This window comes from Deltaproteobacteria bacterium, from assembly GCA_015233135.1.
Taxonomy (GTDB): Bacteria; UBA10199; UBA10199; order JADFYH01; family JADFYH01; genus JADFYH01.
In genome coordinates this window covers 1-19,489 of the sequence record JADFYH010000003.1, presented here as the reverse complement: position 1 = coordinate 19,489, position 19,489 = coordinate 1, and the positions used below count along the sequence as shown (strand labels likewise).

Sequence of the window (19,489 nt, the reverse complement as noted above, 5' to 3'; positions counted from 1 at the left end):
AATACACCGAGTCTATTTTAAGTTCTCCAATTCATTTTTAAAACCGGAAGATAAAATGGGAAATCGACACCAGGTTTTGGGGTCCAGACTTTCGTCATCCAGATGAAAAGACAGCGCATAGCGTTCACGCTTCCATTGACTTTTACACCACAAATCGAAGAAGCGCCGGGTCCAATTCTTAAGCTGCTTCTTCTCGTAAGCTGGAAATTTTTGCTGCACCTGATTTAAACATTCTTGGGGCGAATGTTTATCGCGAATGGCCAAGGTCTCCAGGGCATCCAACACCACATAAGGCATTAAATCGCCCTCGTCACTTTGATGTTCGGAAAGTGGCTTTAATTCAGCACTAGGGGGCAGTTGATTAATCAGAGCAAGCTCAGGAATGGCTTGCAGATTTTCAGGACCTTGGGTCTCAAACCATTTGAGCCAGGATCTCAAAAAAGTTTTATTCACTCCAGCAATGGGACTCACACTTCCACAGGTATCGCCATCCATAGTCGTATAACCGACGGCCACTTCTGAACGATTACTCGTCGACAATAGCAGCGCATTTTTGAGATTGGCCAGCAACCAGACCGCCGGACCACGCGCGCGAGCCTGAATGTTTTGCAATGCCAGAGGATCGGACTTCCAATTCAATTTTACATCCAAAGCCTTGTTCAACGTATTCACATAAAAAGAAACGCCTTCATCAATATTCCATTCATAAAAAGATAGGCCTAAAACTTGGGCCAATTTTGAGGCAGCAACTTCGGTGTGTTCCGAATTGTTAACGGTTTTTTGATAGACGCAATGCACCCAATCTTTAGAAGAAGTATTTTTATTAAACTGGGGAAGTTTTTTTAAAAACTGTTCTATTCCTAATTCCGTCTGAGCCTCTTGTAAGGCATATTTGGCGAGCATGGCACAGACAGCAGAATCCACTCCCCCGCTCAAAGAGATCACGAAACCTTGCAACTTGCTTTTTCGAAGATAATCGAAGAGGGCCAGACAGAGCACACGAAAGAATTCTTCTTCTTTAATGAATTTGGAGTTTTCCCAGTGTTCCCATTGATGCCCTTCGTTATTCCCGTCAAAGCGGGCATCCGTTTTTAATCCAAAATCAATCCCAACTCGAATGACATTCTCCACTTCAGCAGGATCCACCGGACCACGCATCCCTCTATTCTTCTCCAAATCAATTTCAGCAAAACTCAACTCATAATCCTGAAATGAAAATCGTCTCCCCTGAGCGACAATCTTTCCCTCCGAGGCAATCAAAGCTCCTCCATCAAAAATCAGCCGGCCAGCTTCATTGCCTAACAAGTTTGAATAAACATAAGCCAGACCATATTGAGCCGAGGCCTCCAGAACCAATTTTTTTCGTGTTTCAAATTTACCAAAAGCAAAATGACTGGCACTAGGATTGAACACGATATCCACTTCACGCTTGACCAAATGATGCAGCACACGATTTTTCACCCAGGCTTCCTCGCAGATTTCAAAACCTAATTTAAAAAATCCAAAATCAAAAACCAGATCACCCATTGGAATTTCAAAATCTTGAATTTCTAAAAAAGACCTTTTGCCAATAGGCCAGGCCTTGAACCAACGCCCTTCATAGTATACTCCCTCACTGGCCAGATATTTTTTGGGGAGGATTCCCAAAATTTTTCCATTTCCAAAAAATACCGTCGCATTGTATTGCTCACCCTCGAAGAACAGTGGAAGCCCCGCGTTGACTAAAATATTCTGAGTATGAGGAAGAATTTTTTCCAACATTTGCCAGGACTTTTCATACACCCAGGAAGATAAAAACATGTCTTCGCAACCATATCCGCTGACACACAACTCCGGCAGACAAAGCAAGACAGCGCCTGAAGCTTTTGCACTTTTGATACTTCCAATAATATTTTTAAAATTATTTTCCCAATCCAGTGGGGTTTGATTGAGTACAGCAGACGCTAAATAAATTTTATTCATAGAGACATTTCATAGACTCGATGATGAATCACTTGTCAACATCAACAAAACAAGCCCTTGCCTCCCTCTCAATTATCTGCTGAATATCAAGAATATGAGCAGCAAGACCCAAACCATTCAAGACATGTTCACGCGCATTGCGCCCACCTATGATTTACTGAATCGCACCTTAAGCGCCCGCATTGACGTTCGCTGGCGAAAAAAAGCCATTGCCTATCTTCCTGAAAAAGAAAATCTAAAAATACTCGATTTGTGCGCGGGCACTCTCGATTTAAGCTTGGAAATCTTGAAAAGGTTTCCAAACGCTCAAATTACAGCCCTCGATTTTTCGGCAAAAATGTTGGAACTCGGTGAAAAAAAAATTCCTGCAGATAAAAAATCTCAGGTCAAGATTGTGGTAGGCGATGCCATGGATTTGCAGCAAAACCCCGAAAGTTTTGACGCCGTCCTTTGCGGCTTCGGCATGCGCAATGTGGTGGATAATGCCCAGTCACTCAAAGAAATTTATCAAGTGCTTAAACCCGGTGGACGCGTTATCATCCTGGAATTTTTCAAACCCAACACCCTGCCTGCCAAGATTTTCAATGCCACCTTTGCAAAATTTATTTTGCCTCGTGTGGGCGCTCTTCTTTCCAAAGACAAGGAGGCTTATCAATATCTCTTTAATTCTATTCAAGCCTATAGTTCTCTCGAAGATTTTTTAAAATTGCTGGAACAGAAAAATTTTAAAAATATTCAAAGCAAAAATCTGACCGGTCATATTGCAAGTATTGCAGTAGGAGAGAAACGATGAAACTCGTCATCGCCATCAGCGGCGCTTCTGGCACCATTTACGCCAAACAGCTTCTGGATTTTCTCAGAAACACAATTCATGAAGTTGAAGTGCTTGCGTCAGACAATGCCAAAATTGTCTGGGCCGACGAATTGGAAAGCAAACTGAGTGACATTCCTTTCAAGCTTTTCAGCAACCGCGATTTTAAAGCCCATTTTGCCAGCGGCTCGGCAAAGTATGATCAAATGGTCATTATCCCCTGCAGCATGGGGACCTTGGCCCGAATCGCCAATGGAATTTCGGATGATCTCATCAGCCGTGCTGCCGATGTTTTTTTAAAGGAAAAAAGGAAACTCATTGTAGTGCCACGAGAGACACCGTTCAACTTGATCCACATTGAGAACATGAAGAAACTTGCGCTCGCCGGAGCCACGATTGTTCCGGCCATTCCCTCTTTTTATTCCAAACCTCAAACCGTCTTGGATGTGGTCAATACAGTGGTTTCCCGAGTATTGGATCAAATGGGAATCGAAAATGAACTCATGAAACGTTACGAAGGAAAAACAAGTGCCTCTTCAAAAGATTAAAAACATTCTCGAGCTCATTAAATTTTCTCACAGCATTTTTGCCATGCCCTTTGCATTGGGCTCGATGTTGCTTGCCTCTCAAGGCGCTCCTAGTATGGTCAGCTTTTTTCGCATTGTTTTGGCGGTTTTTTTTGCCCGAACAGCAGCCATGGCCTTTAATCGCCTGGCGGATGCAGAAATTGATACAAACAATCCCAGAACAAAGACCAGAGAAATTCCGAAAGGAATAGTTTCAAAACAATACACCTGGATGCTGGTGGCGTTTTCATCATTGGGATTTATTTTTGTTTCTTACCTCTTGGGAAAGCTTTGTTTTTGGCTTTCTCCCCTGGTTTTATTTATATTGTTTTTTTATTCTTACACCAAACGCTTTACACATTATGCGCAACTCTTTTTGGGACTTTCCCTCGGGATTTCTCCCATCGGGGCATGGATTGCCATCACCAACAATTTATCTGCAACACCGCTCTCTCTGGGATTTGGAGTATTACTCTGGGTAGCGGGTTTTGACATTTTGTATGCCGCGCAGGACTATGAATTTGACAAAGAAAGTGATCTGCATTCTTTGGTCGTGAAACTAGGCATTGAAGAAGCGTTCACTCTTGCCCGGTGGATGCATCTCTTTGCTTTTTTATTTTTTATTCAAACTGGATTAATCGCCGCACTTCATTGGGAATATTATGTAGGGCTGATGATCATGGCACTATTGTTTATTCGTCAACATAGTCTGGTAAGCCCTAAGGATTTATCAAAAATCGACGCCGCTTTTTTTCAGACCAATGGTTTAATTAGTTTGTTGTTTTTAGTATCTGTTTATTTTGGGATTTAAATCTCTTTTATCTCCAAAACCTGACTAATACACTTTCCATCCCAGTGATAAAGAAGATGCTTGTCAATCTGACAATGGCTAATTCGTTGTGGATTAAACACCGCCGCGCATTCGCGATGCTCTAAATCTCTTACACTAGGATAAAGTAAGGCATCGGAATTTTTAGCTTTGAGATGTTTTGCAAGCCTCTGTGAAGCTTGATAGCTCTCATTATCTAAAACTGTTTTGGCGGTGCTTCCCGGGTTTCGAATATCATGGAACAATCCCTTGATTGTGGCCGTAATCACTCGCATTTCTATATTCATTGCTTTTTCCAAAGTAGCTCTCATAAAATTTTCACGATGGTACTTCGTCTCTGCTATGGCAGTTTGAATAAATTTTGCAGCGTAATACACCCCCCAACTTCCATCACTAAAACGACTGCCTAAAGGGTTGAGGTGGATAAATGGCGCTAAAATATAAGTGCGATTTTCTTGTTCAGGAATTTTAGATTCTTCAAAATATTTTATTTCTTGTTTGGCATGTCGCAACCTGTCGTTCGTCATGGCTTCAATTTCAAACAAGGCTTCCCAATCTTCAGGTGAAGAAATTTTTTCAAAGGGGTGAATGGTAGGATATCGGCTGGCAATGATACGAAAACTCGACTTCCATAAAATGCGAGAGAGAGGAATATTCATTTTAACCCCTCTGAGCATCCAGATATTGACGGACAACGTATAAATCAGCCACGCGACCCGAAAGCATACGCTGTAAAGCAGACCTTCCTCCAAAAATAGTTGCGTTGTTGGGCTTTTTAATCCAGGCATCTGCAGCTTCTGCATTGGGAAGTAAAAGATGCAAGTCTTTGTAAATTCCAAAAATGTAGGAAATTCGTTCTAGAGTATCCTCGCTTAAAGTCCCGTTTTTTTCTTTTTTGAATTTGTAGAAAGTAGAATCTGCAGAAATACCCAGCAGTTTTTTTTGCTCTAGCGTGCTCAGATTCCAAGCCTTCTCAACGATATTGAAAAAGGCCTTAAGGGCAGGCCCAGCCAATTGGGGGTCTGTTTTTGATTTGGCCAATGCCTGCAACATAACAACTCCATATATACATCTTTTTTAAGAAATACTCTATATATGGAATATGGTCAAGTCTCTTATTTAGGGCTTATTTTTCACCCATTTTCTATTTCTTCCACATTTCCCACATAAGGCAGTTCGCGGTAATAACCATCCAAATCCAATCCATATCCCACCAGATATTTTTGGGGGACATGAAAGCCCAAATAACGAATTTGAGCGGAGATATCCGGCTTTAAATTCTTGTCGAGCAGGCAACAAATATTTAAACTTTTTGGTCTTTTTGTTTTCAGATGATCGATCAAAAAGCCAAGCGATTTCCCAGTGTCCAATACGTCTTCCACCAATAAAACCTCCTGATTTTCAATGGGCTGAGTCATGTCAAATTCCAAGCGTAAGGCCCCACTTTTCCCCTGCGAGTTATAGCTCGAAACCCTTAAAAAATCGCAACGCAAGGGCAAGTCAATTTGACGTACCAAGTCGGCCATAAAAACAAAGGCTCCCTTTAAAACTCCAATAACAACAAGCTCTTTTCCCTGATAATCCTGACTAATTTGTTGGGCTAACCGGGCAATTCGCTGTTGAAGCTGCTCCTGAGTGAAGAGCACACTAATATTATGTTTCAATTTGACACGATTTGATGGCATGCTGTAAGGCTAGTCCGCTCTAATTTGAGAGGTCAACTGATCTTTGAACCGTTTGAGTACCTAAGAAAAATTTTCAGAAATTCTTTTAGACAAGGCGCCCGACGCAGACTGAGGGCTAAGGAGGAGCAACGCAGTATAAAATAATTTATGGAAGTTTTTACTCATCGCATCCACCAAGCGATGGGGGTAGTCAGGGGGAGAGCAAGATCTTCCCCTGACTTTAGAGAGCCTTGGCTTTGCCAAGGCGAACGAATGGCTCGGTAGCCAAGTGGTAAGGCAGAGGTCTGCAAAACCTTTATACGTGGGTTCAATTCCCACCCGAGCCTTGGATCTTTTTCAAAGAAAGATCGGGTTGCCCGAGTGGTGGAACTGGTAGACACACAGGACTTAAAATCCTGTGATTGGAAACGATCGTGCCGGTTCGATTCCGGCCTCGGGCACTAGACAAAAAAAAGCGCCTAGAATTATTTTTCTAAGCGCTTGACATTACTAGAGATTAACCTAATCGGGGAGACAGGATTTGAACCTGCGGCCTCCAGCTCCCAAAGCTGGCACTCTACCAGTCTGAGTTACTCCCCGGACCCACTGGCAGCTCACCACGCCGGAGCAGAAAATTCAATGGAAATATCTGTGTTCAGTGGATTGTTTCTTTGCGAGGGGAGTACTCCTTCTGTTTTTCACAGATATCCTTTAAATAATGCTGATAATTTTTAGGAATCCAATCCAACGGAGCCACTTGATCCATTATGGTGGACCCCCTGGAATGAGCTAAGAGGCCCTGGCAGTGCATGCTCCTTATTATTGATACTTCATTTTTTGAGAATATGCGGTTCATAAATAATCCCCCTTCCTAGGGCGTATACGTTCTATGACGCCTTGTGTCAATAGGGATAACAAACGGGAATACATCCTAAAAATAGGTTTCTAGAAGGTATCGTTTCAATCTTAAAAAGGCTATTGCTCTGTGAGAAAGCTTGTTTTTCTCTTCAGCACTCAGCTGTGCAAACGTTTTGTTCAAGGAAGGAAAATAAAATAAGGGGTCGTAGCCAAAACCATTTTCTCCGACAGGGACTTCAATTATTTCACCTTGGACCTGCCCCTCAAATACTTTTTGAATATTTTTTTGAAGGTCCACCCAAGCAAGCGCACAAATAAAAGAAGATTTTTTATTTATATTTTTCATTGGACTAGACAAATATTCTTTAAGCACTTTTTTCAAGTTTTCTGCATCACTCGCTCCTTCGCCAGCATAGCGGGCAGAGTAAATCCCTGGGCGGCCTTCCAGGGCATCTACACTAAAACCACTATCATCAGCCACGGTAACAAAGCCCGTTTGTTGGGCAATAGCATGGGCCTTAAGCAAGGCATTCTCCCGAAAGCTGAAACCTGTCTCTTCCGCCACTTGAATATGGGAAAACTCTTTTAAGCAGACCCATTCAATAGGTAGACTTTCCAAGATCTTGGTAATTTCTTTAAGCTTGTGCAAATTTTGGGTGGCTAAAACGACTTTAAGCTTATCCATATTGAGGCATATTGTCGGGTATAGCGGCTAAATTTTCAAAGCGGGTATAATGGCTAAGGAAAGCGAGTCTCACCATACCGATGGGGCCGTTCCTTTGTTTTCCAATAATGATTTCAGCAACCCCTTTATCCACGCTATTCTTATTGTAGACTTCGTCTCGATAAATAAAGGCAATCACGTCGGCATCTTGTTCAATAGCCCCCGATTCACGCAAATCGGAAAGTTGAGGACGTCGGTCAGCACGGTTCTCAACACTACGATTCAACTGCGAAAGCGCAATCACTGGCACACTCAGTTCTTTGGCGAGGGCCTTTAGAGATCTGGAAATTTCTGAAATTTCCCGTTCACGACTATCCGAATGTTGGGCCGCACGCATCAGTTGCAAATAGTCGACCACAATCAAACCTAAATTATTTTCTTTTTTTAAACGGCGGGCCTTGGCTCGCATTTCCAAAATGGACAAGGCTGGGGTATCATCAATAAACATGGGTGCACGAGAAAGTTTATCGGCAGCTTTGGTAAGACGGGTCCAATCGTCATGATTTAAAAAACCACCCCGAAGTTTAGAACCGTCCACTTTTCCTAAACCGCACAGCATGCGCTGAACCAGTTGTTCTTTACTCATTTCCAAGGAAAAAACTGCGGTACAGACACCGTGGTCACAAGAAGCATTCTCAACCATATTTAAGGCAAGAGCCGTTTTCCCCATGGAAGGACGACCAGCGACAATAATAAGATCAGAGGATTGAAGTCCACAAGTCAGCCGATCCAGATCTCGAAAGCCGGTGGGCGTTCCGGTGAGTAAGCCTTTTTTTTCATGTAGACTTTCGATGTCTTTAAAGGATTGTTTGACAATGTCTTTGACGGGATAAAAAGATTGATGGGATCTTTTTTCGGAGACACGAAAAATAATTTGTTCGGCGTTGTCTAAAAAAGAATCAATGTTATCGATGGAATCGTAACCTTGGCTGATGATTTCTGTGGCCGCATGAATAAGCCCTCGCAACACAGCCTTCTCTTTGATGATACGCGCATAACTGACAATATTTGCCGAAGAAGGAAGTAAATCGACCAGAGAAGACAAGTAAGTATAGCCCCCTATTTCCTCTAGGGCTCCCGAACGCTTCAACTCATTGGCCACCACTAACAAATCGGTGGGCTCCCCTTTTTCGAAAAGGGTAACCATGGCATGAAAAATTTTACGATGAGATTCCCGGTAAAAATCATCCGGGATGATGAACTCAAGCACCTTACCCAAGGCATCCGGATCAATTAGAATGCCCGCTAAGACAGACTGCTCCGCCTCATGATTATGAGGGGGTGTTTTGTAAGGGTCTGAATTGGAAGGATGCAAAGCACGGCCTCCGGCCTCTTTACTTTTTCACGACTTGAACTTTTATTTTTGCACTCACATCACCTACCAAACGAACCGACACCTCAAAATCTCCCAGACGTTTTATGGGCTCGGCAATATGGATCAAGCGCCTGTCCACTTGAATTCCTTGGGCTAATAATGCCTCTGCAATTTCATGGCTAGTCACTGAACCAAAGAGTTTGCCCTCTTCTCCCGCTTCTTTGGCAACACTCACTGACAAAGCTTCGATTTTAGCCTTGTATCCTTCGGCCTCTTTCACTCGCTTCGCTTGCTGACCTGCAATCACTTTTTTGTGATGTTCCATTTCAACAATATTTTTTGGATTAGCAATCACTGCCTTCTTTTGAGGAAGCAGAAAATTTCTGCCGTATCCTTCACGAACCTTTACGATGTCACCCGCTTTGCCTAAATTATAAATATCCTCTTGTAAAATCAGCTGCATAAAATCCTCCAATATATCCTCTCATTCACCCAGAGGCATTATGCCTTGGGTAAAACTGCATTCAATTTTCTAAAATCAAACCAGGCATCTAGGATGCCCATTAAAGAAATCAACAAAAGCAGGGGTTGAAATACTAAAAACAAACTCAAATATCCCAAAACTATCACCCAAGTCTCTAAAGCAAAACGCCTCAAATAAAGATGCAACACCGCGAGGCCCTGGAAAAAAAAGGCAAAGGTAAAAAAAACAAAAAAATTAACCAAAACAGCTTCAACTTCAAAACCCCCCAAGAGATAAGAATTACCCAAGTACAAAGCAAAAGTAGCGATAAAAAACCAAACCCAGGTAAAAGGCAAAACCATAAGTTCGAAAGGCTGGACTTTTACTTCAAACAAGTGACGAAATAATCCCTTACTGAGAGAATCATTCAAGGCCACCATAAGCATCAAGAAACAAAATAAAAAACCCGGGGAAACTAAAACCAAGGTCTGCAACAGTAAATCTCGATTTGACTTTAAAAACAAAACCTCTTCCCCTTCAAACTGTTTGGGCATCTGCAAAACCAAATCAAAACTCTTTCCCAGGTAATTTTTCATCAAGGCAACAAGTTCGAAAAAATTTCCTTTCGAAAGAAAAATTGTAAGGCCTACAAGAAGAACAAAAGAAAAGGCCGCAACTTTCAGGACTAAATGAAACCATTTTTGAGGAAACTGGCTTTGATACGCGAGCATCAAACCCGTAGCCATCAAAACCATCCAATAATAAAACATCCCCCAGGCAACACCTTTTATTCCGAAAAAATCGTAATAAGCAAAACCTGGTGTCCATGAAAGAGAACTAAAAACCTTGCGTAGTATTTCTGGAGAAATGCCCAATTTGAAAACCAGGCCAAAGATTAAGACAAACTCCAGCAACAGCATCGCCGAAAACAGAAAGCTCTTCAGTAAGGAAAAACGCTTAGAAATGTAAAAGAGCAGCAGCGGTGTTAAATAAACAAACACACCACTAAAAAAAAGAAACAGTACAATCAAATTACAAAGCGCTAAATTTAGCCCGCGTTCTCGCATGGACCTCCAAACTTCTAGCGTTGAGTGGAAGTGAAGGGCACTAAGGCCATCACCCGAGCCCGTTTAACTGCCGTAGTCAAATGACGCTGATGAAGCGCACAGTTTCCCGAAATGCGACGAGGAATAATTCGCCCTCTTTCCGAAATAAAAAAGGACAACATTTTGCCATTCTTAAAATCAAGTTTAAACTCTTTATCACCACAATAACGGCAACTTTTTCTTCGAACAAATTTTCTTCGGGTGTCATTGTTAGCGGAATAATTATCGTTTCTATCATTTCTATCGTTTCTGTCATTCCTGTCATGTCTATCGTAGCTCATAGATTCTCCTTTTCTCGCTTAGGCGACGTTACGGTCATATTCATCATAGGTGCTGAGTACCGGGACAAGGGGATTTTTCACCCTTTCCTCGACATTCGCTTCATCGGAAAGTTTTACAGTAATGAATTTTAAAACACTGTCTTCGTATTTTAAAATACGTTCTATTTCAGCCACCAAGCCCCCCTCACCGGCATAGTTGATCCACACGTAAACTCCCTGGTCCTGTTTTTGAACAGGATACGCAAGGCGTCTTTTACCCAAGTTAAAGGTTTGAAAAAGTTGCCCCTTAAAATTTTTGATAATTTCGCCAAGGCGGGTATTGAAGGTTTCTACTTTTTCGGGAGTAGAATCGTATTGAAGCAGAAAGAGGGTTTCATATTCTTTCATTAAGATCTCCTTTTGGACCAAAGGGCTTCCGTATTTACGAAAACCAAGGTGAATTAAGAATGGCAAAACTTTAGGGCGGCCTCTATACCAACTGATATCCAAAGATCAAGGCCTTTAAAGAACTTCTTCTTGATTTTTTCAATTTCCTCAAGCTCATATTTAGTAAAACGCTCGAGGACATACGAAACAACCTGCTCACTTCGTTGCGGCCTGCCTATTCCCACCCGAAAGCGTGAAATTTCCTGAGTCCCCAAACAACATTGTACCGAATCTACCCCACGATGCCCTGCAGGTCGGCCTTTACGGACTAATTTCAGGACAGCAGGTTCCAAATCGAGCTCATCGTGCACCAAAATAAGATTGGAAAGATCTAGTTTGTAAAACTGCACGATCTCCAAAACTGCCTCTCCACTCAAATTCATATAAGTCTGGGGAAGCGCAAACAAACAGCGCTGGCCCTCGATCTGGGCCTCTGCAATAAGCGACTTAAAGGATTTTTTAGCAAAAGAAAAAGACTTTTCTTGGGCGTAGGCCTCAAGCAAATCAAACCCAATATTATGCCGCGTTCCCTGATAATTCGTCCCTGGATTGCCCAATCCCACAATGAGCTTCATATTTGCTACTTCTTATCACCCTTGGCTTCTGCTTTTTTGGCTTCAGGCTTTTTAGCCTCCACTTTTTTGGCATCAGGCTTCTTAGCCTCTTCCCCTTCAGCAGGCTTCTTGGCTGTAAGCACTTCGGGCTCAGCTGCTTGGGCTACAGCGGCCACAACCACTTCTTCTTTAGGAGCAACGATAGAAATAAGGGTATAATTCACATCGTGGGGGATCTCTATCCCCTCGCTTAATTTTAGGTCGTTCACGTGAACAGAGCTTCCAACTTTTAGAGAAGTAACATCGACGGGAATGCTTTTTGGGATAGCCGTAGGCAGACAAATGACAGGGACTTCTCGGCGGATAATTTCCAAGATCCCCCCTTCTTTGACGCCTTCAGCCTTACCCACCACTTCGATTACCACATCCACGCGAATTTTTTTATTCAGGTCAATTTTCAGGAAATCGAGATGTGTATATTCACGGGTGAGGACATCTGCCTGGTAATCTTTTATCATGGCCATGAGGGCCTCATGACCCTGAATTTTGATATTGATCAGTGTATTTTGCCCAGTGGAACTGGAAGCCAAAGCGGTCTTGAATTCTTTAGGATCCACTTGTACCAGAATATTTTCAAAACCCTTCCCGTAAATCACCCCGGGAATTTTCCCGGCGGCCCTCACTCGCCTTGCGACACCTTTTCCACCTGCTTTTCGGGCCTCTACAGTTAATTGAACTTGATCCATAAAAACTCCTTTAGACAAATAATGATGAAACAGAATCTCCAGTGTTAATTCGGCGCATCGCCTCGGCCAGAAGCTTAGAGACCGACAAAACGCGGATCTTAGAACAACGTTTTGCTTCTTCTGTCAAGGGGATGGTGTTTGTGACCACCAATTCATGAAGCACCGAGTTTTGAATTCTTTCCAGGGCTTTTCCCGAAAGGATGGGATGTGCGATACATGCCGAAACGATTTTCGCCCCACGTTCTTTGATGGCTTCTGCCGCTTGTGTAAGGGTGCCAGCCGTATCCACCATGTCATCCACAATAATGGCTGTTTTACCCTCCACCTCTCCAACCACATGCATGACTTCACTCACGTTGGGTGAAGTACGGCGCTTGTCAATAAGGGCCATTCCTACCCCCAAACGCTTCGCATAGGCACGTGCGCGTTCCGCCCCACCCGCATCGGGAGAAACAATCACCAAATCCCCTTTATAATTTTCCTTGATGTGCTCGAGTAAAACAGGGGTTGCAAAAAGATGATCGAAGGGAATGTCAAAAAAACCTTGAATTTGTCCGGCATGCAAATCGGTAGCAAGAATTCGATGCGCACCCGCAGCAGTTAAAAGATCTGCAACCAGTTTTGCAGTAATGGGAGTCCTGGGTTGAACTTTACGATCCTGCCTGGCATATCCATAATAAGGAATGACGGCCGTAATACGTTCTGCCGAGGCCCGCTTAAGGGCATCGATCATAATCAATAATTCCATCAAATTTTCATTGACTGGATTACAAGTGGACTGGATGACAAAGATATCTTTTCCCCGCACATTTTGACCAATCTCCACCCAGACCTCGGCGTCCGAAAAGCGCTTTACTTGGGCTACACCCAAGGAAATGCCCAGATGCGAAACGATTTCCTCGGCTAAAGGGCGATTCGCATTTCCGGAAAAAACTTGAATATTTTGAACAGGAAAAGTCATAGTGATCATTAGCTGCAGTTAATTATCAAAAATCCTCTAGGCAATGGAATTGGGGCGCCAGGATTCGAACCTGGGAATGCTGGAATCAAAATCCAGTGACTTACCACTTGTCGACGCCCCAAAAAATACAATTAAAAATTAAGAATTTTGAATGAAGAATTGTGGTACCTTAATTCTTAATTTTTAATTCTCAATTCTTAACTTGAGTTCCGCAGATTTTTAGATGTAAATTTCGCTATTTCCAATAAATACTGATTTAACAAGTATTTCCCCTCTCCCTTGAGGGGAGAGGGTTAGGGTGAGGGTGACTTTTGATGCAAACGACATCAGCGACCACCCTCCCTCTAGCTCCCTCCCCTCAAGGGAGGGAGGACTTTTGAGACAAATCATTCTTAAAATCTGCGGAACTCAAGTTCTTAATTAATGTATCCCTCAATCATCGGGTGCTGAATAATCGCTAGGTTTTACTTGGTCGGGTGTTTTAGACTCTACATTCGGTGCACTGAGTAAAGATTGGAGCGGCGCATTAGCCTCAACAGGCGGGGCTTCTGCAGATCCAGTTTGACTCTCTTTTTCATAGGCCTCTAAAACAATTTTTTCTAGTACAGCCCTAAAATCATTATTCAACGGATGAGCAATATCCTTGAAGCTTCCATCCTTCCTTTTTTTGGAAGGCATGGCCACAAACAATCCCGTATTACCCGAGATTACTTTCAAATCCCTGACCACAAAACAATCATCAAAGGTAACGGTGGCGTAAGCCTTCAACTTGTCTTCATTCATTGGGAAAACGCGAACTTCTGTAATCTCCATAAAAATAAAACCAACCCTTTCGCAGCAACAATCGATCAGCAATAATTTTCCACTCGAAACACCTTCCACTTCTTGTCAGAACGACCTTCTATTTTTGAAATGGCTTTATCGGCACTTGCCTTGTCGGGGTAAATTCCAAAAACCGTAGGACCCGAACCCGTCATTTGACTAGCAATTGCCCCTTGATCTACCAATAGCTTTTTGATTTCAGAAATCACTGGAAATTCTTTAATAGTGACCTTCTCTAAATCGTTGTTCAAGAATTTGACAACATCTTTTTTTGTATTGAATACCAAGGGCAATTCCTCGGGTTTAGAGGTCGGTGGATTTCCCGTAGAATTCAAGGCCAAATTTTTGTAAGCCCACTGTGTGGAAACAGGAACACCCGGGTTTACCAACACCAAAGACATTTTTGGAATTTTATTAATTTTTCTCAGTTTGTCCCCAATACCACTAGCAATGGCAGGACCCTCAAAAATAAAAAAGGGCACATCCGCGCCAATTTTTGCACCAATAATCATCAATTTTTCTTTGGGCAATTTTAACTTCAAGAGTTGATTGATTCCCAGAATAACAGCAGCTGCATTGGATGAACCACCGCCCATCCCAGAGGCAATGGGAATGCGTTTATTGATTTTAATCTCCACACCCACATTTCGAGATGAATAAGCCAGAATTTCCTTTGCAGCCCGGTAAGCCACATTGCCCTCGGAAGTGGGAAGAGTGGGATCGTCACTGGTAATAACAATCCCTCGCTCGATGACTTTAATTTCGATTTCGTCCTCCAAATTAATTCGGTCCATCAACATGAGCAGTTCGTGATAACCGTCGGATCGTTTGGAGAGAACGTCTAGCCTAAAATTAAGCTTGGCAGGTGACCTTAAGGTGATGGATTGCATAGTAATATTTTCCCCCTTGAGTATTAAGAATGGGCAGGGCTTATACTTTTTAGCTAAGCTCATGTCAATACTGGTTTTTTATGTTGAAATGATTTTCATTGCAGTGTTATGTGGCGAGCCTATTAGAAATCTTCGCACGGGGGAAGACATGAGAATGTTTTCCACGCGCTCGACCAAGGGAATGAGGGCCTATGAAAATGATCACCCGCGCCAAGACCACGAAGAACAGGGCAAAACTCTCTCAACTCGTTCATCTGAAGGAAGGAGAGGTTAAAAGCTTTGACGGAACCCATATCCACTACAAGTCCCTGGGCCATGGATTACCCATCGTGTGCTGCAATGGCTTGGGAGTCCCAAGCTTCTTTTTTAAATACCTGGAAAACTTCTTTAAGCATACCCATCAAGTGGTTGTTTGGGATTATCGCGGACATGGCGAATCGGAAACTCCAAAAAAATTAGCCAACACCTCCATCAATTCTTTGGTGGAAGACTGCAAGGCTGTTTTAGATCACCTGGAAATCAAAAAAGCCGTCTTGGTAGGCTTTAGCATGGGAACTCAAGTCATATTGGAGATGTATCGAAAGTACCCCCGCTACATTTTGGGTCTTATTCCTCTCATGGGCACTTACGGCAAACCCATGGACACGCTCTACAACAGCCCTTTTTCCAAATATATTTTTGAAGTAGTCACCTTCTTTGCCACCTTATTTCCCAAGCAAGGCAGCGTGGTGAGCCGTTTCCTTCTCAAAAACCCCTTCTGGTATCAATTGGGAGGAATTTTAAAAATGATCGACACCGGCATGGCTAACAAAGAAGATGCCCGGGTTTATATCGATCACATTCTGGGCCTGGATCCCATCTTCTTTACGGATCTCGTCAAAAATATTCAAGAACACTCCACGGAAGATATTCTCAAAAAAATTAAACCCCCTACCCTTGTTGTTGGCGCAGAAAACGATCAATTTACCCCCGTATGGATTGCAAAAAAAATGCATCGCACTATTCCAAACTCGGAACTTTTTATCATTAAAAAAGGCACTCACGCCGCCATTGTCGAGCAACCCGAATTAATCAATCTACGCATCGAAAAATTTTTGAGAGAAAGAATTTAACCCTTCTTGTCATCCCTGCAAAGGCAGGGATCCAGTTGATTTACACGAGATTCCAGCCTCCGCTGGAATGACAAACTAAAAACAGAGGCCCCATGTCCGAAGCACAACCCGAAAAAATAATATTTTCCATGTCCCATGTCGGAAAAGTAGTTCCTCCCAAGCGAGAAATTTTAAAAGATATTTCCCTTTCTTTTTTCTATGGCGCAAAAATTGGCGTACTCGGTTTGAATGGTGCTGGGAAAAGCAGCCTGTTAAAGATTATCGCAGGAGTCGACAAAGACTGCCTGGGAGAGGTGCATTATTCCAAGGGTTATTCGGTGGGCTTTCTTCAGCAAGAGCCCGATCTCGACCCCAACAAAACGGCGAAGGAGTGTGTACAGGAAGGGGTGCAGGAAATTGTTAATTTACTGAAAGAGTTTGAGGACATCAACAATAGCTTTGCGAATCCCATGAGCGACGACGAAATGAACAAGCTCATCGAACGCCAGGCCGCGGTGCAAGACAAGCTCGACACCAGCAACGCCTGGGAACTGGATGCCCGCCTCAACCTGGCCATGGCGGCACTCAACTGTCCAGCGGATGAGGCAAAGATTTCTACGCTTTCCGGAGGAGAGAAACGCCGCGTAGCCTTGTGTCGCCTGCTTCTGCAGGAGCCTGACATTTTATTATTGGACGAACCCACCAATCATTTGGATGCCGAATCGGTGTTCTGGCTGGAACGCCATCTTCAACAATACAAAGGCACTGTCATTGCGGTTACCCACGATCGCTATTTTTTGGATAATGTCGCCGGCTGGATTTTGGAGCTCGACCGTGGCCACGGAATTCCCTGGAAAGGCAATTATTCTTCCTGGCTGGCGCAAAAGGAAGAACGCCTGAGAGTAGAACAAAAGGCAGATGACAAACGCCAGAAAACTCTGGCCCGCGAATTGGAATGGATTCGGCAAAGCCCCTCCGCCCGCCGTGCCAAAAGCAAGGCCCGCATCAGCAATTACGAAATGATGCTGAAGGCAGATAACGAAAAACGCACAGAAGATCTGGAAATTTATATTCCCGCAGGACCTCGCTTGGGTGAGGTGGTGATCGAAGCCAACAACATCAGCAAGGCCTTCGGTGAAAATCTGCTTTACGAAAATTTGAGTTTTAAACTTCCCCAAGGTGGAATCGTGGGAATCATCGGCCCGAATGGGGCCGGAAAAACCACCCTTTTTAAAATGATTTTAGGTGAAGAAAAACCCGACAGTGGCACTTTTAAAATAGGCGAAACAGTGAAGCTCGCTTATTCGAATCAAAACCGCTTCGATTTAAAAGACAGCCGCAGTGTGTATGATGTAGTCTCAGGAGGTCACGAAACCATTAAGCTGGGGGTCAAAGATGTAAACGCCCGCAACTACATAGCCCGCTTCAATTTCACGGGGTCGGATCAGCAAAAAGCCATTAATGTACTCTCCGGAGGAGAACGCAATCGCGTACAGCTCGCTATTACTTTAAAAGAAGGCGCAAACGTGCTGTTGTTGGATGAACCCACCAACGATTTGGATGTCAACACCCTCCGCGCCCTGGAAGTGGCTCTCGAAAACTTCGCCGGTTGCACCGTGGTCATCAGCCATGACCGCTGGTTTTTAGATCGCATCGCCACGCACATCCTCGCCTTCGAAGGAAATTCGCAAGTGGTGTGGTTTGATGGCAATTTTTCGGAATACGAAGAAGACCGACACATCCGCCTAGGATCTGCGGCGGATAAAGTGGAGCGATTTAAGTATAAAAAATTTAAGAAGGCCTAGCCAAAGTCGTGACTCTCCTCAGTGCGATTTCGATTTCTTCAATGCCTCTTTCAATCTCTAGGTCTATCCATCTAGCATGAGCCGAAACATCTTCGAACCAAGTAGCATGACGAGAGAGATCCTCTATTATCATTATCGGGGGCCGGCGCGCCCTAATCCGTGGAGGGGAAGGAAAATTTGCTGTTTCCGTTCCAAACTCTTCATCAAATACTCTTTGAACTCTATCAAGAGCCAATAAAGGCTGGTAGGGGTTTTCTTCCTGATGAGCTCTCACAATCGATAAAAAATGTTCGAAAAACACCTCAGACTCACCTTGAATATCAGGATAATAATCCGTCAGTGTAAAAAAGATGTGTTCAAAAAGATCTGCATAATTGCATGACCTAGAATGGCTTAAGTCGAGAGCAAGCCGATCTATAAATTCAGCGACTTGTTCTTGCGAACAATCTTGGAGTAAATGAACAGAAAAAAGATTATGTGTTTTGAAAATTCTACGAAGCAATTCAACAGAGTTTTTAAGTGAAGAATTTCTCCTTAAAACCTGATTCAAGACAGTATCCAAATATTGTTCAACTTCAAGAGGGTCTGCTCTCCGAAACTCTTTGCTGCTCGTAGTGATTTCCCGTGCTTCAACTCTTGTCTTTCCTTCTACTACTCTAGTTCTGGGACCACTCTCCTCTTTGCTAAGAGCTGGCGCAGTAGATGCAAACACGCCCAGGGGAGCTAGACCCCACTCCGCCGCCCGATTTCCCAAATGCATCGCCCCACCTTCCAATATCTGCCTTACTGAAACATGCGCAGCAAAAGTATCATGGGTGGGATGCACTAAATTCTCTAAAGCCACCCGAGTAGCGGATGAAAAACAGAAATTAATCCCCCCAAAAAGAAAATCAGCAAAGAGGCGTAAAGGCAGGGGTGAAACTTGTTTGAGAAGATGATGACTGAGCAGAGAACCCGGACGCATCAGAGCAAAGTCTGTTGCCGTGCGAACAGTATCTAGAATATTGCAACCGTGTCCCATCAACCAGTTAAAAACCACCGCATTGCCAAAATAATTGCTGCCCCCTGCTACAAGACGCAAGGCCAGCAGACTCATTGCACGAGATTGGAAGAGTTGTCTTAAAGCCACTCTTTCAAATTCTACTCCGGTTCGCGAATCCCCCAAAACTCTTAGACCTGTGGAGAGAACTCCCCTTGAACACAAGCGCCCCGCTGCACCCGCAAGCACCCCAGCCGCGAAGTTGGCAAGCAAAGTCATAGCAAACTCGGAGGTCGCACAATGTTGAAGGGCTTCTCTGGCTTCGTGCGTGAAACCCTCGCAAGCATCACTGAGGTGATGATCTAAAAAAATTTGAGCAGTTTGAGCAAAAGAGAGGTCTCTTGAATTTGAAATGGGGGCAGACATTAGTGTAGCTCCTGTTTAATAGAACAATTGGACTCTATTGGTCTCGGCAGAAGCTCAGAAAAGTTGCTAAGAAAATGATTAGAGGATGCATTTAATTACTGGGGGTAAAAAAGAGCAAAAAGTAAGGAAAGTTTAATTTTGCTTAGAGATAAAAAGAAGGCGAGGATTTCTTGGTTTGAAAAGGACAAGAAAGGAGCCTCGCCTATGATC

The 19,489-nt window shown here is 43.4% G+C and carries 21 protein-coding genes and 4 tRNA genes; 7 read left to right on the top strand and 18 right to left on the bottom strand.

The window, feature by feature from the left end:
- Nucleotides 1–12: 12 nt before the first annotated feature.
- Nucleotides 13–1,962: an NAD(+) synthase gene (gene nadE / locus HQM15_01460; GenBank protein MBF0491430.1), complete on the bottom strand. Its 1,950-nt coding sequence runs from the start codon at nt 1,960–1,962 to the stop codon at nt 13–15.
- 94 nt (nt 1,963–2,056) lie between these two features.
- On the opposite strand from nadE, the gene ubiE reads away from it, so the two are divergent.
- From ubiE to HQM15_01445, 3 genes are read left to right on the top strand one after another with little or no spacing between them, the layout of a single operon-like run.
- Entirely contained in the window at nt 2,057–2,755 is a 699-nt protein-coding gene (gene ubiE, locus HQM15_01455; GenBank protein MBF0491429.1) for a bifunctional demethylmenaquinone methyltransferase/2-methoxy-6-polyprenyl-1,4-benzoquinol methylase UbiE, read from the top strand.
- On the top strand, nt 2,752–3,321 hold the full coding sequence (locus tag HQM15_01450) for a UbiX family flavin prenyltransferase (GenBank protein MBF0491428.1): 570 nt from the start codon (nt 2,752–2,754) through the stop codon (nt 3,319–3,321). Before ubiE ends, HQM15_01450 begins: the two co-directional genes overlap by 4 nt.
- Nucleotides 3,302–4,150, top strand: coding sequence for a UbiA family prenyltransferase (locus HQM15_01445; GenBank protein MBF0491427.1), 849 nt, complete (start codon nt 3,302–3,304; stop codon nt 4,148–4,150). Before HQM15_01450 ends, HQM15_01445 begins: the two co-directional genes overlap by 20 nt.
- Here the strand turns inward: HQM15_01445 and HQM15_01440 are convergent.
- From HQM15_01440 to hpt, 3 genes are all read right to left on the bottom strand, one after another.
- Nucleotides 4,147–4,827, bottom strand: a complete 681-nt coding sequence (locus tag HQM15_01440; GenBank protein ID MBF0491426.1) for an RES family NAD+ phosphorylase — start codon at nt 4,825–4,827, stop codon at nt 4,147–4,149. The two genes, HQM15_01445 and HQM15_01440, sit on opposite strands and share 4 nt — an antisense overlap.
- Before the next feature lies 1 nt (nt 4,828).
- A complete protein-coding gene (locus HQM15_01435; GenBank protein ID MBF0491425.1) occupies nt 4,829–5,221 on the bottom strand; it encodes a DUF2384 domain-containing protein in 393 nt (130 codons plus the stop codon).
- An 80-nt stretch (nt 5,222–5,301) separates the two neighbouring features.
- The gene (hpt, locus tag HQM15_01430; GenBank protein MBF0491424.1) at nt 5,302–5,832 is read right to left on the bottom strand and encodes a hypoxanthine phosphoribosyltransferase; all 531 of its coding nucleotides are present in this window, start codon (nt 5,830–5,832) and stop codon (nt 5,302–5,304) included.
- Between the two features lie 275 nt (nt 5,833–6,107).
- Between hpt and HQM15_01425 the strand changes: the two genes are divergently transcribed.
- Together HQM15_01425 and HQM15_01420 are read left to right on the top strand one after the other, a co-directional pair.
- Nucleotides 6,108–6,179: transfer RNA gene (locus HQM15_01425), tRNA-Cys, on the top strand.
- Nucleotides 6,180–6,207: 28 nt separating this feature from the next.
- Nucleotides 6,208–6,293, top strand: a tRNA-Leu gene (locus HQM15_01420).
- Between the two features lie 65 nt (nt 6,294–6,358).
- Here the strand turns inward: HQM15_01420 and HQM15_01415 are convergent.
- From HQM15_01415 to HQM15_01355, 13 genes are all read right to left on the bottom strand, one after another.
- Nucleotides 6,359–6,432: transfer RNA gene (locus tag HQM15_01415), tRNA-Pro, on the bottom strand.
- Nucleotides 6,433–6,763: 331 nt separating this feature from the next.
- The gene (gene rdgB, locus HQM15_01410; GenBank protein MBF0491423.1) at nt 6,764–7,375 is read right to left on the bottom strand and encodes an RdgB/HAM1 family non-canonical purine NTP pyrophosphatase; all 612 of its coding nucleotides are present in this window, start codon (nt 7,373–7,375) and stop codon (nt 6,764–6,766) included.
- On the bottom strand, nt 7,368–8,729 hold the full coding sequence (dnaB, locus tag HQM15_01405) for a replicative DNA helicase (protein MBF0491422.1): 1,362 nt from the start codon (nt 8,727–8,729) through the stop codon (nt 7,368–7,370). Before dnaB ends, rdgB begins: the two co-directional genes overlap by 8 nt.
- Nucleotides 8,730–8,748: 19 nt before the next feature.
- Entirely contained in the window at nt 8,749–9,192 is a 444-nt protein-coding gene (locus tag HQM15_01400; GenBank protein ID MBF0491421.1) for a 50S ribosomal protein L9, read from the bottom strand.
- A 38-nt stretch (nt 9,193–9,230) separates the two neighbouring features.
- Nucleotides 9,231–10,259, bottom strand: a complete 1,029-nt coding sequence (locus HQM15_01395) for a DUF2232 domain-containing protein (GenBank protein ID MBF0491420.1) — start codon at nt 10,257–10,259, stop codon at nt 9,231–9,233.
- A 14-nt stretch (nt 10,260–10,273) separates the two neighbouring features.
- On the bottom strand, nt 10,274–10,579 hold the full coding sequence (locus HQM15_01390; protein MBF0491419.1) for a 30S ribosomal protein S18: 306 nt from the start codon (nt 10,577–10,579) through the stop codon (nt 10,274–10,276).
- Between the two features lie 18 nt (nt 10,580–10,597).
- Nucleotides 10,598–10,966: a 30S ribosomal protein S6 gene (gene rpsF / locus HQM15_01385; GenBank protein MBF0491418.1), complete on the bottom strand. Its 369-nt coding sequence runs from the start codon at nt 10,964–10,966 to the stop codon at nt 10,598–10,600.
- A 53-nt stretch (nt 10,967–11,019) separates the two neighbouring features.
- Complete coding sequence (locus HQM15_01380; protein ID MBF0491417.1) at nt 11,020–11,580, bottom strand: aminoacyl-tRNA hydrolase; 561 nt, start codon at nt 11,578–11,580, stop codon at nt 11,020–11,022.
- A 5-nt stretch (nt 11,581–11,585) separates the two neighbouring features.
- Nucleotides 11,586–12,305, bottom strand: a complete 720-nt coding sequence (locus HQM15_01375) for a 50S ribosomal protein L25 (protein ID MBF0491416.1) — start codon at nt 12,303–12,305, stop codon at nt 11,586–11,588.
- 10 nt (nt 12,306–12,315) lie between these two features.
- A complete protein-coding gene (locus HQM15_01370; protein ID MBF0491415.1) occupies nt 12,316–13,266 on the bottom strand; it encodes a ribose-phosphate pyrophosphokinase in 951 nt (316 codons plus the stop codon).
- A 49-nt stretch (nt 13,267–13,315) separates the two neighbouring features.
- Nucleotides 13,316–13,387 (bottom strand) — tRNA-Gln (locus HQM15_01365).
- Between the two features lie 311 nt (nt 13,388–13,698).
- Nucleotides 13,699–14,079: a septation regulator SpoVG gene (spoVG, locus tag HQM15_01360; GenBank protein MBF0491414.1), complete on the bottom strand. Its 381-nt coding sequence runs from the start codon at nt 14,077–14,079 to the stop codon at nt 13,699–13,701.
- A gap of 35 nt (nt 14,080–14,114) precedes the next feature.
- Complete coding sequence (locus tag HQM15_01355; GenBank protein MBF0491413.1) at nt 14,115–14,978, bottom strand: 4-(cytidine 5'-diphospho)-2-C-methyl-D-erythritol kinase; 864 nt, start codon at nt 14,976–14,978, stop codon at nt 14,115–14,117.
- Nucleotides 14,979–15,169: 191 nt separating this feature from the next.
- Here HQM15_01355 and HQM15_01350 point away from each other — a divergent pair, with 191 nt between their 5' ends.
- Nucleotides 15,170–16,090, top strand: coding sequence for an alpha/beta hydrolase (locus HQM15_01350; GenBank protein ID MBF0491412.1), 921 nt, complete (start codon nt 15,170–15,172; stop codon nt 16,088–16,090).
- 92 nt (nt 16,091–16,182) lie between these two features.
- A complete protein-coding gene (gene ettA, locus HQM15_01345) occupies nt 16,183–17,874 on the top strand; it encodes an energy-dependent translational throttle protein EttA (protein MBF0491411.1) in 1,692 nt (563 codons plus the stop codon).
- Here the strand turns inward: ettA and HQM15_01340 are convergent.
- On the bottom strand, nt 17,861–19,279 hold the full coding sequence (locus tag HQM15_01340) for a hypothetical protein (GenBank protein ID MBF0491410.1): 1,419 nt from the start codon (nt 19,277–19,279) through the stop codon (nt 17,861–17,863). The genes ettA and HQM15_01340 overlap by 14 nt on opposite strands.
- Between the last annotated feature and the right edge of the window lie 210 nt (nt 19,280–19,489).